This is a genomic window from Moritella sp. 36, from assembly GCF_018219415.1.
Taxonomy (GTDB): Bacteria; Pseudomonadota; Gammaproteobacteria; order Enterobacterales; family Moritellaceae; genus Moritella.
Window position 1 is genome coordinate 4,585,829 of the sequence record NZ_CP056120.1, and the last position, 15,137, is coordinate 4,600,965.

General features: G+C 40.9%; 14 protein-coding genes. 10 read left to right on the top strand and 4 right to left on the bottom strand.

What is annotated here, in order from left to right; genetic code table 11:
- Positions 1-43: 43 nt before the first annotated feature.
- Positions 44-577, bottom strand: a complete 534-nt coding sequence (locus HWV03_RS20385; protein WP_211677700.1) for an FxsA family protein — start codon at positions 575-577, stop codon at positions 44-46.
- A gap of 211 nt (positions 578-788) precedes the next feature.
- Between HWV03_RS20385 and HWV03_RS20390 the strand changes: the two genes are divergently transcribed.
- Positions 789-1,238, top strand: coding sequence for a protein-disulfide reductase DsbD domain-containing protein (locus HWV03_RS20390; RefSeq protein ID WP_211677701.1), 450 nt, complete (start codon positions 789-791; stop codon positions 1,236-1,238).
- Positions 1,239-1,253: 15 nt separating this feature from the next.
- On the opposite strand, the gene HWV03_RS20395 is transcribed toward HWV03_RS20390, so the two are convergent.
- Together HWV03_RS20395 and HWV03_RS20400 are read right to left on the bottom strand one after the other, a co-directional pair.
- Positions 1,254-2,003: a DeoR/GlpR family DNA-binding transcription regulator gene (locus HWV03_RS20395; RefSeq protein WP_211677702.1), complete on the bottom strand. Its 750-nt coding sequence runs from the start codon at positions 2,001-2,003 to the stop codon at positions 1,254-1,256.
- 4 nt (positions 2,004-2,007) lie between these two features.
- Positions 2,008-2,718 carry a glycerophosphoryl diester phosphodiesterase gene (locus tag HWV03_RS20400; protein ID WP_211677703.1) on the bottom strand — a complete coding sequence of 237 codons (711 nt, stop codon included), beginning with the start codon at positions 2,716-2,718 and terminating at the stop codon, positions 2,008-2,010.
- Positions 2,719-2,990: 272 nt separating this feature from the next.
- Here HWV03_RS20400 and HWV03_RS20405 point away from each other — a divergent pair, with 272 nt between their 5' ends.
- From HWV03_RS20405 to HWV03_RS20420, 4 genes are all read left to right on the top strand, one after another.
- Positions 2,991-4,007 carry a C4-dicarboxylate TRAP transporter substrate-binding protein gene (locus HWV03_RS20405; RefSeq protein WP_211677704.1) on the top strand — a complete coding sequence of 339 codons (1,017 nt, stop codon included), beginning with the start codon at positions 2,991-2,993 and terminating at the stop codon, positions 4,005-4,007.
- 117 nt (positions 4,008-4,124) lie between these two features.
- Positions 4,125-4,604 carry a TRAP transporter small permease gene (locus HWV03_RS20410; RefSeq protein WP_211677705.1) on the top strand — a complete coding sequence of 160 codons (480 nt, stop codon included), beginning with the start codon at positions 4,125-4,127 and terminating at the stop codon, positions 4,602-4,604.
- A gap of 9 nt (positions 4,605-4,613) precedes the next feature.
- A complete protein-coding gene (locus tag HWV03_RS20415) occupies positions 4,614-5,897 on the top strand; it encodes a TRAP transporter large permease (protein WP_211677706.1) in 1,284 nt (427 codons plus the stop codon).
- Positions 5,898-5,915: 18 nt separating this feature from the next.
- A complete protein-coding gene (locus tag HWV03_RS20420; protein ID WP_211677707.1) occupies positions 5,916-6,707 on the top strand; it encodes an HAD-IIB family hydrolase in 792 nt (263 codons plus the stop codon).
- Between the two features lie 116 nt (positions 6,708-6,823).
- Here HWV03_RS20420 and HWV03_RS20425 read toward each other — a convergent pair whose 3' ends face one another.
- On the bottom strand, positions 6,824-7,966 hold the full coding sequence (locus HWV03_RS20425) for a 3-phenylpropionate MFS transporter (protein ID WP_211677708.1): 1,143 nt from the start codon (positions 7,964-7,966) through the stop codon (positions 6,824-6,826).
- Positions 7,967-8,263: 297 nt separating this feature from the next.
- Between HWV03_RS20425 and acs the strand changes: the two genes are divergently transcribed.
- The 5 genes from acs to HWV03_RS20450 all read left to right on the top strand — a co-directional run bounded on the left by acs (position 8,264) and on the right by HWV03_RS20450 (position 15,119).
- A complete protein-coding gene (gene acs, locus HWV03_RS20430) occupies positions 8,264-10,210 on the top strand; it encodes an acetate--CoA ligase (protein WP_211677709.1) in 1,947 nt (648 codons plus the stop codon).
- A 473-nt stretch (positions 10,211-10,683) separates the two neighbouring features.
- Positions 10,684-11,142: a type II 3-dehydroquinate dehydratase gene (gene aroQ, locus HWV03_RS20435; protein ID WP_211677710.1), complete on the top strand. Its 459-nt coding sequence runs from the start codon at positions 10,684-10,686 to the stop codon at positions 11,140-11,142.
- 13 nt (positions 11,143-11,155) lie between these two features.
- The gene (gene accB, locus HWV03_RS20440; protein ID WP_211677711.1) at positions 11,156-11,614 is read left to right on the top strand and encodes an acetyl-CoA carboxylase biotin carboxyl carrier protein; all 459 of its coding nucleotides are present in this window, start codon (positions 11,156-11,158) and stop codon (positions 11,612-11,614) included.
- 14 nt (positions 11,615-11,628) lie between these two features.
- Positions 11,629-12,987, top strand: a complete 1,359-nt coding sequence (gene accC / locus HWV03_RS20445; RefSeq protein ID WP_211677712.1) for an acetyl-CoA carboxylase biotin carboxylase subunit — start codon at positions 11,629-11,631, stop codon at positions 12,985-12,987.
- A 476-nt stretch (positions 12,988-13,463) separates the two neighbouring features.
- Positions 13,464-15,119: an immunoglobulin-like domain-containing protein gene (locus HWV03_RS20450; RefSeq protein ID WP_211677713.1), complete on the top strand. Its 1,656-nt coding sequence runs from the start codon at positions 13,464-13,466 to the stop codon at positions 15,117-15,119.
- The last annotated feature ends 18 nt before the right edge of the window (positions 15,120-15,137 follow it).

Here is a 15,137-nt window from a genome sequence, read left to right on the forward strand (position 1 = left end):
AACTTTCGAACACGCCTTTTGGTATTTATTTGTCTATCGCTTATTAATTAAGCTTGTTGTCATCTTTGTCTACTTCAACAAAATCACCTTCAATAACACCGTCATTTTTGGACTTATTATCAGCACCTGGCTGTTGTTGAAATGGCGACGAGTGTGTTGACGAGTGTGACGAATAATGGAAACCTTGCGCATTACCCGTAAACGTCGGTTGTGGAATAATACGATCTTTGTATTGGGCAATAATCGCTTTGGCTAAACGACCACGAATTTGTGGTGTAAGCACCAATAAACCTAACGCATCAGTAACAAAGCCCGGTGTTACAAGTAGCACACCACATACCAGCAGCATAATGCCTTCTACTATTTCTTGTCCAGGTGCTTCACCTGCAGCTAAACGCGCTTGTAATTTTTGCACCGTTTGTATGCCTTGGCTCCGCACCAAATACGAACCAGCAAACGCCGTTAAAATAATAATACCAATCGTCAGCTCTGCACCTAATAACGAACCTATCGACATCAGTACATACACTTCGATTAATGTCATCGCAGTAAATAAGAAAAATAAACGACCTAACACATTAACCTCTCAAAAATATAGTTATAGTAGACGACTTAGCTGAGTATATATTTGTCACTAAGTTATCTAAAAATCCGCACAAAACGATCAGAATATAAAGTAACATAGGGGTAATCAACCTAGTTTTCAAGCTCTAGTCTAGTAGATAGTCCATAATGCTAAGTAACTGACGTCACAATTAAGACAACTAAAACGTAATAAAGTTGGAAAAATGAAAGTAAAATTAACCCTATTACTCGCAAGTAGCTTTGTGATCCAAAGCGTAATGCCAGTGTATGCAAATATTAATGTTAGTCCATTTGCAAATAAACAACAGAGCGCCCCTGCATTTTTACCCGTCGAAGATGCATTTGTTTTTTCTCAGCTGCAACAAGCCGACAACTTAAATGTATTCTGGCAAATTACCGAGGGCTATTATTTATATAAGAATAAGCTGCGCGTAACAATAAACGGTAATGAGCACACGATAGTCGGGCTACCAGAAGGTAAAGACTATCATGATGAGTATTTTGGTGATGTCGAAATTTTCGAATATGAATTGATGTTGTCAGTCCCCGTTTCAACGTTAGCACCAGCGAGTAAAATAACGATTCATTACCAAGGTTGTGCAGTGGCGGGACTATGTTACCCACCCATGACAAAAACATTTATTACCCAATAAATCAGCGAGCAAGAGTTACCGCGATTCATTTTCTATCACATGAATTGGTAACTCGGCTGGTAGCCCTGTTTTATTGGTGTATATACGATCAAACTCATTCAATTTTCTCACCTTAACGGATGCAAAGCGAGACCATTTACTGGTATCAGCAACGAGCCAACCTTGGCGAGCGTTATCCAAAATACAACGAGACAGCTCGGCTTCTTGGGTTTCATGCTCCATCGCAGCCTGACTTTTAGTAATAGAGCCACAACTGACAATACCTATATCCGCTTCAAAACCACCGAAAAATGCTAATACACTATTACCGACGATATCTTGATGTTCACTTCTGAACAGCCCTCCCGCAATATAGACTTCAGCATATTTGTTTAACTCTAAAATTCGAGCCACTTGCAAATTATTGGTGATAACACGTAGCGATTTTTTATGTAGCAGGTAATGCGCAATACGTGTAATCGTTGTACCTATTCCCATCATCACCGTAGAGCCATCAGGAATAGCATTCGCAACTTCTTTTGCGAGCTTATCTTTAATCCCTGTTTCAACATCAGCACGAAATTGATAAGTCGTATTAGTGAGCAAAGCAGGTAAACTGACACCACCGTGTATCCGCCGTGCAATCCCTTGTTCGCATAACTGATTTACGTCTCGGCGTATTGTTTGAGTGGTGACATCAAAATAAGCCGCTAGCTCATCAATTTGAATCCCCTCAACTTGCTTTAAGCGCTGTAATATTTGTTGCTGACGTTGGTTTAATTCCATAAAACTACCTATTAAACTTGTGGGGCTTATCTGTAATAATGTTATCAACACCCCATGCCGTATATTTATCAATTTGCTTGGGATCGTTTAGGGTCCAAATCATTAAGGTTAACCCAGCCTCTTTAATCGATTCGGCCAAAGTTTCATTTAGTATGCGATGATCGATATGCAGACTATACAGCGCAAGCGGCTTAATCGACACCAGCATATCCGATGGTTTATTTTTTGTAATAAAACCGCGTCGTACTCCAGGGTATAAGGCTTGGCAGTGCTTTAACGCGGTCTGAGAGAAGCTTGAAAATAGCAATTTATCGATAGGGAAATTCAGCACTTTTACCGTTTCGACAACCCTTTCCACCAAAGATTTTATTTCATCCTCGCTATAAATCTTTATTTCAAGATTCATATTCAAGTCATTTTCTTGGCAAACAAGCAGTGCTTCTTTTAATGTCGGTATGGTTTCACCTGTAAATTCACTTGCAAACCAACTACCTGCATCTAACCCTTTAAGCTCAGCAAGCGTCAGCTCTCCGACTAACCCCTTGCCATTGGTACAACGCTGCACAGTTTGGTCATGAATAATGACAGGGATATTGTCTGCACTTAACTGTGTATCTATTTCGATCCATTTAATGCCTGACTCAGCTGCTTTTTGAATGCTGGCAAGCGTATTCTCTGGTGCTAGCGCTGCCGCACCACGGTGACCTGTGATCATATGACTACCCGATAAATGTTCATTTGAATATCCAATCACTATAAAAGGTTAAAGTTACAGAAATATGAAAATAGAACAGGCGCTGCAACACATTAATAACCAAGGCGCAATTAATAAATATATAGATAGTTAAGTATGATTCACACGATCAACCTGCATGTTCATATGAATGTAACATTGTTCACTTAGACTTAAGAAATACTCCAAGGCGAGTTTATACAGACAGTCTTGAATAATGAAATCTAATCATATTGATAAAGAGGGTTTAATAAATGAAAAAGCTAGTAGGAACAATGCTAACAGCCGCAGTACTTCTCGTCGGTTGTGGTAAACAAGGTGATGAATCGGTTTCCGCTACAGCAATCAAACCGATTGATATCAATATGAGTTTAGTCTTCACTCAAAACGAACTGCTTACCCAAGAATTAATTAAAGTGAGCGATAAAATTAGACAACGTTCCGATGGTTCTATAAATATAAAAGTCTTCCCTGGTGGTCAGCTGCCTGTTTACAAAGACAATCTTGAACAAGTAGTCAATGGTGCTAACTGGATCGCGGTTGAAGATCTTAGCTACTTAGGCGATTACGTGCCTGACTTTGCCGCACTCGCTGGCCCTATGCTTTACAACTCATATGACGAATATCTGGCCATGATGCAAACCGACTTCGTTGCCGACCTAAAAGACCAAGTTGAACAAAAAGGCATTAAAGTACTGAGCGCTGATTACATGTTTGGCTTCCGTCATATGATCACCAACAAAGAAATCAAAAATGCAGCGGATATGAAGGGCATGCGTATTCGCGTTCCAGGCAGTCAGTTATTCATTAGCACGCTTGATTCGATGGGCGCATCACCTGCGGCACTGCCTTTCCCTGAAACCTATGCAGGTGTTCAACAAGGTGTGGTTGATGGACTGGAAGGTTCTATCTTAACTATGTATTCAACTAAGATTTATGAAGTTGCGAAGAATATGTCTCTGACTAAGCACTTCTTAGGCACAGTCGGCATCTACATCTCTCCAACATTATGGGATAAATTCACGCCAGAACAACAGCGAATCGTGGCGGAAGAACTTGAAGCCGGTGCTGCGTCGAATACCGCAGAGCTGATTAAACTAGATGCAGAATATACACAGAAACTTGAAGAATTAGGCGTTACATTTAATAGTGTAAATACCGCTGAATTTACTCAATTGACCGCTGATGTTTATAACCAGTTCCCAGCATGGAGTAACGATATTCATAGCACTATCATGAAAGAACTAGAAAAAATTCGCGCCGCTCAATAATCGCGAATAATGTAAGTAAAAATAATAAATAGTTATCGCGTGACTTCTCTGCTCATTGTTGAGTAGTCACGTTTATTGTTGGTTTACTCGCTGTTTCAGTAAATCACAGGAGAAGTAATGCGCTTTATACTAAAAAATATTGAAGAAATACTGGCATCCATTGCTATTTCTATCACGATACTTGTCGTTATTATCAATGTGTTCTTACGCTATGGTTTTGGTTTTGTGGTTCCGTGGAGTGAAGAACTCTCGGTTATTTGTTTTATTTGGGCAGTCTACCTAGGCATTAGCTCATGTTACAAACACAAACTGCATATGGGTGTTGACGTCGTTGTATCATTATTACCAGAGTCGATGAAATGTCCGTTTAGGCTTGTTGTATCGAGCTTTTTACTGGTAATCAACGTACTTATGGCTTACCTAAGTTACGACTACATGATGCTATCTAACAAGGTAACACCGGTGATGGGAATGTCTTATTTCACGATAAACGGTGTGCTATTTCTTTGTTTTTCTTTAATGACGATTCACACAGTGAAGTTTATTAAAGATGATGTAACACAGCTTCGAGAGAAGCGATTAGATACACGTAAATAGGTGACAATTGTGGAAAGCTATATTCCTATTATTATTTTATTTCTATTATTCTTATTAAATATTCCCATTGCCTTCTCGTTGATATCATCAGCAATGGTGTACTTTTTATTTATCAATGATTCAATTCCCGTTAGCTTAGTAATGCAACGCTTTATCTCGTCGACTGAATCGTTTCCACTATTGGCAATTCCCTTTTTTATTATGGTTGGATCCGTGATGAATTACGCGGGTATTAGCCGCAGCCTACTGGCCTTCGCAGATTCGCTGATTGGCCATAAAACGGGTGGTCTCGCTCACGTTAATGTCGCGTTAAGTACTTTAATGGGTGGCATTTCAGGCTCAGCGAATGCGGATGCCGCCATGCAATCCAAAATCTTAGCCCCAGAGATGACCAAGCGTGGATACGATTTACCATTTACAGCCGCTGTAACCGCTGCATCATCCAGTATTAGTCCAGTGATCCCGCCCGGTATTAACTTGATTATCTACGCATTACTAGCGAACGTATCAGTTCACCAGATGTTCATTGCCGGTTATGTGCCCGCATTCATGATGGCGTTATCGCTGATGGTAACAATCGCTTTTATTGCTCGACGTCGTAATTACAAACCTTCACGTTCAGTTCCAGCTCCCGCTAAAGAACGTTTACACTGTTTCGCTCAAGCTATTCCTGCATTATGTATTCCTTTCGGCATTATTTTAGGCATGCGTTTTGGTTTATTTACCCCAACTGAAGCTGGCGCAATAGCGGTATTACTTTGTTCTATCATTGGCTTATTTGTTTATCGAGTCTTAAAGCTCCGTCATTTCAAATATATCTTGCAAGAAACGGTACAGGGCACCAGTAGTGTCATGTTTATCATCATTGGTGCGATGGTATTTGGCTACTACATGACGTTAGAACAAATACCACAAAATGTGGCATCGGCTTTGATTGAGCTCACCGATAACAAGCTAGTTTTATTGTTATTAATAAATGTACTGCTATTAGTTGTCGGTATGTTCATTGAAGGTGGTGCAGCCATGATTATTCTGACCCCACTATTGCTGCCAGCGGTACTTAACCTTGGTGTTAACCCCGTACATTTCGGTATCATCGTGATCGTTAATATTATGATAGGTGGTGTAACACCGCCATTTGGTTCGATGATGTTTACAGTTTGTTCTATTTTAAAAGTAAAAATGATCGACTTTGTCCGTGAGGTTTTACCGCTATTACTTGCATTACTCACGGTGTTAATGATTTTAACTTATTCAGAAAGCTTGGTGATGTTTTTGCCGAATTTACTCTAATTATGAAGGATGTATAAAATGAATTCGGTACCAAACGAATTAACGCCAGACTGGAAACATGTGGAATGGGTGCTAACTGATGTGGATGACACGCTTACTTGGCAAGGAAAGTTACCACCAGAAACCTTAATTTCACTGGCTGAATTACAGCAAGCAGGTATAAAAGTAGTTGCCGTAACAGGCGCCTGCGCGGGTTGGTGTGATCATATAGCTCAGCTATGGCCTGTTGATGCCGTGCTTGGTGAAAATGGCGCGTTCATTATGGAAAAGGAAAATGGTTATTTAACCCTACGGGCCAATCGTTCTATGGATGATATTGCCCAACAACAAGCAATATTAAAACAGCAAGTAAAAGCGATTTTAGCGGATTATCCAGATCTAAATTTAACGCTCGATCAGTCATATCGATTATGTGAAGTCGCGATTGATATTGGCCAGAATAGAGCGCGTGTTGATGACGATATTATTGCTGAAGTTGTTGCTAAAATCCATGCATTAGGCGCACATGCAACAGCCAGCTCAATTCATATTAATGCATGGTATGGCGAACATTCGAAGAAAGCGACATCGTTACAATTTTTGGCCGAAAAAGGCTTATCACCACAAGCCATTTTAAATCAATCTTGTTACGTTGGTGATTCAATGAATGATCAATTGATGTTTGAAGCACTGCCGAAGACTGTCGGTGTCGCGAACATAGAAAAATATTGGCACAAGCTCAGTCATCATCCCAAAATAGTCATGAGCCAACCCGGTGGTTTCGGGTTTGCAGAATTTACCAAACAGTTACTCGATATTAAACGTAACTAATTAACCATTTCAAAAATACAGCCAACCATAAACAGATACTGCATTATCTGTTTATGGTCATGGTCAAAGCCAAATTTATCATTGCTATAAATATATTTAGACTTACTTAGCGAGCGTTAAATATACTTACTACGAACCAAAACGAATACCGGCACCACTGCAATCGCCATGAAGATAAAGATATTTTCTTTAAACTCTGGATAGAATAAACCCGATACAAACGTCAGCAGCGCAATAGCCAAACTAAACGGAATAGCCGCATAAATAGCTTGCACTGTCATGGTGTCTTCATCTGCAACATTTTCAGCTATATAACGCATCGCCGCCAAATGCGCGATACCAAAGGTCACACCATGTAATAATTGCGACAACATAATGACACTCACATCCGTCGCATAACTTAACGTTAACCAACGCACAATACTGCCTAATGCCGCAATCACAAACATCGTCGCCATACTCGTATTGGCAAACAATCGACGGCCAATCGCTAAAAAGAAGATCTCACCGACAACGCCCATACTCCAAAAATAACCAATGTAGGTTTCGCTAATACCAATGTCCTGCCAATACACTGCACCAAAGCCATAATAGGCAGCATGTGCGCCTTGCAATAATGCAGTAATTAACAAAAATGGCCAAAAACTTGGACGACTTAAAATAGTAATAAAACTACTGCTACGCTTACTACTAGTCGTAGTATCTTGCGGCATATTACGCGTAGGGGTCACCGTTAATAATAATAATGCTGATAAGCCAACAATAATGGTTAATAAAATAACTTTATGATCAAATGATTCAACAAGTAATCCTGTCAGAGCACTCGCAAGCATAAAGCCTATTGAGCCCCACAAGCGCGTCTTGCCGTAATCCATATTACTATAGCGAACGAGCTTTGCCGCCATCGCTTCACCTAACGCCATTAACGGTGAAAAGACAAAGTTGGTGAGCACCACCAGCAGAAAAACCACATACACATTATTGCTCAAGTAAAAACCAGCAAAGGTAATAATACTGGTTAGCGTTAAGCGGCGCATCGCCTGCAATAATGAAACCGTTGTCGTTAAATTACGGGTTAACAATAAAGCACCTGCAGAACGTGCTATCAAGGCAAAAGCAAGCATAGTCCCGATCATCTCAGTAGACATACCTTCGCCTTTTAACCACAACGCCCAAAATGGCAGCAGAACACCATAGACACCAAAGAATCCAAGGTAATATAAACCCATCCATAAGGTAGATGGCAGTGAGTATGGCATGTTAACCCTCTAATTATTAGTAAATAACACTGTAATAAGTGCAGCTATCTTGCGCTTTTATCATGAATAAATCATTAAGAAAAATAAATTAAAAAGTTGCGTGAAGTAACATTTTTAAAATCACATATTAACTATATAAGTCAAACTATCACAAAAACTCAGTGCTAATACTAAAGTCGTATTGATAGAAGTTTACCGCCGTGTCATTTTTATTCACAAGAGATGTGCATAACCGCAAGCGACATAGCGATATAACATCCAAAATAAAAAGGAATTAAATACCATTAAGGAAGAATAATGAGCGACACTAAACTATATCCGGTACCAGCTGAATTTGCGCAAAACAGTTTATTAAATGACAGTGCTTATCAAGCTATGTATAAGCATTCAATTACCGACCCGGAAGCATTCTGGCGTGAACAAGGGCAAATAGTTGATTGGATCAAGCCTTATAGCCAAGTCAAAAGCACCAGTTTCCAACCTGGTAGTGTCGATATTAAATGGTTCCAAGACGGTAAGCTCAATGTCTCAGCTAACTGTCTTGATCGTCACTTAAAAGATAACGCCAACAAAACCGCAATCATTTGGGAAGGCGATGATCCCAAAGATTCAGCAAAACTTACTTATCAAGAAGTCTATGAAAAAGTCTGTCAGTTTTCAAATGCATTAAAAGCCCAAGGCATTAAAAAAGGTGACGTAGTTTGCCTGTATATGCCAATGGTGCCAGAAGCCGCTATCGCAATGCTTGCTTGTACACGTATTGGTGCAGTACACACGATTGTATTTGCAGGCTTCTCTGCTGAAGCACTGGCCGATCGTATTGATAACTGCGGGGCTAAATTAGTGATCACCGCCGATGAAAGTCTACGTGCAGGACGTATCACCCGCCTCAAGGATTGCGTTGATAATGCCTTAGCCAAACCACAAGTAACCAGCGTTGAAAATGTCATCGTATTTGCACGAACCAACGCAGATATTACTTGGCATGAGGGGCGCGACCTATGGTGGCATGATGTCGTAAAAGACCAGCCAAGCGAATGCGAACCTGAAGCGATGAACGCCGAAGACCCATTATTCATCCTTTATACTTCAGGTTCAACTGGTAAACCCAAAGGTGTATTGCATACCACAGGTGGCTACCTTGTTTATGCAACTATGACCTTTAAGTACGTCTTTGATCACCAAGACAATGACGTATTCTGGTGTACTGCCGATGTAGGTTGGATCACGGGTCACAGTTATTTGGTGTATGGGCCGCTTGCGAATGCCGCTACCACGGTATTATTTGAAGGTGTTCCAAACTATCCTGATACTGCCCGCATGAGTCAGGTTATTGATAAACACCAAGTCACCACACTTTATACTGCACCGACTGCAATTCGGGCACTGATGGCCAAAGGCGATGATGCCATTACTGACACTAAACGTACCTCGCTTCGACTAATGGGTTCGGTGGGTGAACCGATCAATCCAGAAGCATGGCAATGGTATTACGACAAGATTGGCAACTCATCAACACCGATTGTTGATACTTGGTGGCAAACAGAAACTGGCGGGATCTTAATTACCCCTCTACCTGGCGCTACGGCACTAAAACCAGGCTCTGCAACACGCCCATTCTTTGGCATTAGCCCTGCGTTGGTCGACAATGAAGGTCACTTATTAGAAGGCGAAAATGAAGGTAACTTAGTCATCTTAGATTCTTGGCCAGGACAAATGCGCGGTATTTATGGTGACGAAAGTCGTTTTGAAGAAGCTTATTTTTCAACATTCCCGAACATGTACTGCACGGGTGATGGTGCCAAACGTGATGCTGACGGTTATTACTGGATCACAGGCCGTGTAGATGATGTCCTGAATGTCTCAGGTCACCGTATGGGCACCGCAGAAATTGAAAGTGCATTAGTTGCACACAGTAAAATTGCAGAAGCAGCTGTCGTCGGAGTGCCACACGATATTAAAGGACAAGGTATTTACGCATACGTCACACTGAATGCCGGAGAAAAAGCGGATGACGCATTAATGGCCGAAGTAAAACAATGGGTACGTAGCGAAATTGGTGCGATTGCTACACCAGATACGTTACATTGGACAGACGCATTACCAAAGACACGTTCAGGAAAGATCATGCGTCGTATTCTGCGAAAGGTAGCAACCAATGATACTGATTCGTTAGGAGATACATCCACGCTAGCAGATCCAAGCGTTGTTGATACTCTAATAACCGAAAAGCAAAACGCATAACGACCATCAGCGCTAGCCCTATCACTAATTCGCTAGCGATCATAATCAACTTATCGGTGTAACCCTCGCCTTGTTACATCGATTTTTTATTTCTGATACCAACGAACAACCTCAGTATTCATATTCAATCATCTCTGCATCATGCCCTATTTACACCGTTAAATAAGTCATGCACAAATTATTCTAGCTGATCAAACTGTTACTCGATCAAAATTATAGATAATCGCATCAATAACCGGCCTCCCCTCCCTTAAATAAGCAATGTGAGCGAGATAAAACTTAGAGTGTAAACTTTAATAAAATATCAGATAAGACCAGTTAAATGCTGTTATATTCTACGAAAATCATATAGTGTGTAGTGAATTAGCAACAATCGTACTTTATATTTATTTACGATTGAGGTTTTCAGAAGAGCTAGCAAAGACAACGTTCTTATCGACGTTAGCGTCATTTTACCAGACAATGGAAGCAATATGTCGAACAAACTAAGAATATTGTTACTCAACGGACCGAATCTAAATCTTTTAGGTAAAAGAGAACCTGAGACTTACGGCTATCAAACACTTAATGACATTGTAGAACATTTAAACGATGTTGCAACTCAGCACGATATTGCTCTGCGCCACGAACAGTCTAACGCAGAACACGAGCTCATTAATCATATTCATGCGGCAATGGGAAATACTGATTTTATCATTATCAACCCAGCTGCATATACGCATACAAGTGTCGCAATTAGAGATGCATTATTAGGGGTTTCAATCCCCTTCATCGAAGTACACCTCTCTAATGTACACGCACGAGAACAATTTCGTCATCACTCTTATCTGTCAGATGTCGCCAAAGGCGTTATTTGTGGATTAGGTGCTGATGGCTATGAATTTGCACTGCTTTCTGCTGTCAAACAGCTAAAGCAAACTAACAACAAATAAGAAAGAGATTATTATGGATATCCGTAAAATTAAAAAACTGATTGAACTTGTTGAAGAATCTGGCATTGCAGAATTAGAGATTTCTGAAGGCGAAGAGTCAGTTCGAATCAATCGTTTTAGCAGCGTGGCACCACAAGTACAATACACGGCAGCAGCAGCGGCAGCACCCGCTCCTGTAGCTCCTGTGGCGGCGCCGACTCCTGCGACAGCAGAAGTTGCAGCTCCAGCAGAAGTGGCAGGACATCAAGTTCGCTCTCCGATGGTTGGTACTTTCTATAATGCAGCATCTCCTGGTGCAGCACCGTTTGTAGCAATTGGTCAAAAAGTTCAGGTTGGCGATACACTGTGTATCCTAGAAGCAATGAAAATGATGAATCAAATCGAATCAGATAAAGCCGGTGTAGTAAAAGCTATTCTAGCAACAGATGGTCAAGCTATTGAGTTTGATGAACCACTTTTCATCATTGAATAACAACGGAGTTTACAATGTTGGATAAAGTTGTTATCGCCAATCGCGGCGAAATCGCACTACGTATTCTTCGTGCTTGTAAAGAATTAGGCATTAAAACAGTTGCTGTTCACTCAACAGCAGATCGTGAACTTAAGCATGTATTACTTGCTGACGAAACGGTTTGTATTGGTAAGCCAGCAGCAGTAGACAGTTACCTAAATGTGCCTGCAATCTTAAGCGCAGCAGAGATCACGGGAGCAGTTGCTGTTCACCCTGGTTATGGTTTCTTAGCTGAAAACGCTGATTTTGCTGAACAGGTTGAACATTCTGGTTTTATTTTCATCGGCCCTAAAGCTGAAACTATTCGTCTAATGGGCGATAAAGTGTCTGCGATTGCGGCAATGAAAAAAGCTGGAGTACCTTGCGTGCCTGGTTCTGATGGTCCACTTGACACTGACGCACAACGAAATAAGAAAATTGCTAAGCGTATCGGTTACCCAATCATTATTAAAGCAGCCGGTGGCGGTGGCGGTCGTGGTATGCGTGTTGTACGTGAAGAGTCTGAATTACTTGATTCTATTGCACTCACACGTAATGAAGCAGGTTCGTTCTTCGGTAATGACATGGTATACATGGAGAAATTCCTAGAAAACCCACGTCACATCGAGATCCAAGTACTAGCTGACGGTCAGGGTAACGCAATCTACCTTGGTGAGCGTGATTGTTCACTACAACGTCGTCACCAAAAAGTAGTTGAAGAAGCACCTGCACCAGGTATTACAGCAGACCTACGCCGTCACATTGGTGAGCGTTGTAGTCGTGCTTGTGTTGATATTAACTACCGTGGTGCCGGTACTTTTGAATTCTTGTATGAGAATGGCGAATTCTACTTCATCGAAATGAATACCCGTATTCAAGTTGAGCATACCGTAACAGAAATGGTAACAGGCATTGATTTAATCAAAGCTCAGTTACGTATTGCAGCGGGCATGCCGCTGTCAGTATCCCAAGATGAAGTGCGTTTAACAGGTCACTCAATTGAATGTCGCATTAACGCTGAAGATCCGGAAAGCTTTATTCCAAGTCCAGGTCTGATCAAACGTTTCCATGCCGCTGGCGGTTATGGCGTACGTTGGGAGTCACATGTATATGCGGGTTATAAAGTACCACCACACTACGATTCAATGATCGGTAAGTTAATTACTTACGGTGAGAATCGTGACGTTGCAATCTCAAGAATGCGCAATGCATTAAGCGAGATGGTGATTGATGGTATTAAGACTAATATCCCATTACATTTAGACATTTTAAGTGATGAAAACTTCCAGAATGGTGGCACTAACATCCATTATCTAGAGAAGAAATTAGATCTAAAAGCGAAAAACGCGAAATAGATTCTAAACTTGCTCTAAATAAGAGTTAACCTCATTAAATATCAAAAAACCCAAGCGATTTACTCGTCTTGGGTTTTTTATTATACGCCTAAACTCAACTGGTATTACCTCTATAATAACCACCCTACTTATCTGCATTCCCCGTCTCACATTACCGATGAATATCTAAAACACGTTATAAAAATAAACGAAAAACACTAAGAAAAATATTCGCACAATACCGAACGCCAAAAAACACCTTAAAAACAACAGCTTAACATCACAGTGTGAATAACACCTTTCATATAGACCATTTATCCTGATTCTGCATATAATTTTTATTCATCATTGCTATAGGCATTCTTTTTTCGACCATTAAAAAAAGTACTATGTACAAACACCCCGTAATCACTATACATTTTATTGTAGTTTAATATCAGTTTTAACAATGAGATAGGATATTTCATTGCGTCAACAGCGTTAATTTGGGGAATATTATGAAGCTAAAACCTATACTTTCGGCGGCAATATTTACCGGCTTATTTTCAACAGCAGGTATTGCAGGGACGATCACTTCACAGGACGACAATGTGGTCGTTGGTTACTGGCACAACTGGTGTGACGGTGGTGGTTATAAGGGAGGTAACGCCCCTTGTATTGACCTCAGTGAAGTCAACCCACAATACAATGTAGTCAACATTTCATTTATGAAAGTTTATGATACCGCAGAAGGTCGAATCCCAACCTTTAAGCTAGACCTAACGATAGGTATGAGTGAAGCTGAGTTTATCGAGCAGATCAATACCCTTAACAGTCAGGGACGCAGTGTACTACTCGCCCTTGGTGGTGCAGATGCACATATCGAGTTAACTCGTGGTGATGAAAATGCACTCGCAGCAGAGATTATTCGTCTTACAGATCGTTATGGTTTTGATGGTCTCGATATCGACTTAGAGCAAGCTGCGATTACGGCGAAAGATAATCAGTTTGTTATCCCGACCGCATTAAAAATGGTGAAAGATCATTACCGTAAAACCGGAGACAACTTTATGATCACCATGGCGCCCGAATTTCCATACTTAACTGCAAATGGTGCATATACACCTTATCTGACCGAGCTCGATGGTTATTATGATTTTATTAACCCACAATTCTATAATCAGGGTGGCGATGGTCTCTGGATTGAAGGCGTGGGCTGGATAGCACAAAATAATGACGAGTTAAAAGAAGATTTTATTTACTATATTGCTGACTCTCTCATTAACGGCACGCGTAATTTCTACAAGATCCCACATGATAAACTAGTGTTTGGACTACCTTCGAGTAATGATGCCGCAGCCACTGGTTATGTCAAAGATCCTCAAGATTTATATCGTGCGTTTGATCGTTTAAAAGCACAAGGACAGCCACTGCGTGGTGTCATGACCTGGTCCGTAAACTGGGATATGGGTACAGACTCAGCGAACAATAGTTATAATCAGAAGTTTATTAAAGATTACGGCAATTTTATTCATAATCAATTACCGCCAGTCGTCGATATGACACCAACCTTGGCTGGTATTGTCGATACACGCATCGAACTTAATGCTAGCTTTAATCCTTTAACAGGAATTACCGCTAAAGATTACCTGGGTGATGACATCACAGGTAATATAGAGATATCAGGTCATGTTGATACTAATCAAGTCGGTGAATATCTATTAACGTACAGCGTCAGCAGTCATGATAAAACAGAAAACCAAGTACGTAAGGTAACGGTATACGAAGTATTACCAAGCGTTGAAGGTATCACAGATACCACGATTGTTATTGGGAGTCAGTTTGATCCAATGCAAGGGGTTACAGCAAACCATCCAACCCAAGGCGATCTCACCAGTAACATCACTGTCGCGGGAGAGGTAAATACCGATGTTGTAGGTAAATACGAGTTAACTTACACCTTAACCTACGGTCAAGATAATCAACAGATCATAACGAATAAACGTACTGTTACCGTGGTAAGCGATGCGATAAATGACAGTGACTGGCAAGCTGATACCATCTATGTTCGCGGAGACAAAGTCACTCATAACGGTTCAACCTGGACTGCGCATTGGTGGACAAAAGGTGAAGAACCAGGAACGACAGGGGAATGGGGAGTTTGGCGCAAGTAGTAAGTAACGAAACGCTTT

Coding starts and splice junctions, on each gene's coding strand:
- HWV03_RS20390 (WP_211677701.1), top strand. CDS start 789: ATGAAAGTAAAATTAACCCTATTACTCGCAAGTAGCTTTGTGATCCAA.
- HWV03_RS20395 (WP_211677702.1), bottom strand. CDS start 2,003: ATGGAATTAAACCAACGTCAGCAACAAATATTACAGCGCTTAAAGCAA.
- HWV03_RS20400 (WP_211677703.1), bottom strand. CDS start 2,718: ATGATCACAGGTCACCGTGGTGCGGCAGCGCTAGCACCAGAGAATACG.
- HWV03_RS20405 (WP_211677704.1), top strand. CDS start 2,991: ATGAAAAAGCTAGTAGGAACAATGCTAACAGCCGCAGTACTTCTCGTC.
- HWV03_RS20410 (WP_211677705.1), top strand. CDS start 4,125: ATGCGCTTTATACTAAAAAATATTGAAGAAATACTGGCATCCATTGCT.
- HWV03_RS20420 (WP_211677707.1), top strand. CDS start 5,916: ATGAATTCGGTACCAAACGAATTAACGCCAGACTGGAAACATGTGGAA.
- HWV03_RS20425 (WP_211677708.1), bottom strand. CDS start 7,966: ATGCCATACTCACTGCCATCTACCTTATGGATGGGTTTATATTACCTT.
- acs (WP_211677709.1), top strand. CDS start 8,264: ATGAGCGACACTAAACTATATCCGGTACCAGCTGAATTTGCGCAAAAC.
- aroQ (WP_211677710.1), top strand. CDS start 10,684: ATGTCGAACAAACTAAGAATATTGTTACTCAACGGACCGAATCTAAAT.
- accB (WP_211677711.1), top strand. CDS start 11,156: ATGGATATCCGTAAAATTAAAAAACTGATTGAACTTGTTGAAGAATCT.
- accC (WP_211677712.1), top strand. CDS start 11,629: ATGTTGGATAAAGTTGTTATCGCCAATCGCGGCGAAATCGCACTACGT.
- HWV03_RS20450 (WP_211677713.1), top strand. CDS start 13,464: ATGAAGCTAAAACCTATACTTTCGGCGGCAATATTTACCGGCTTATTT.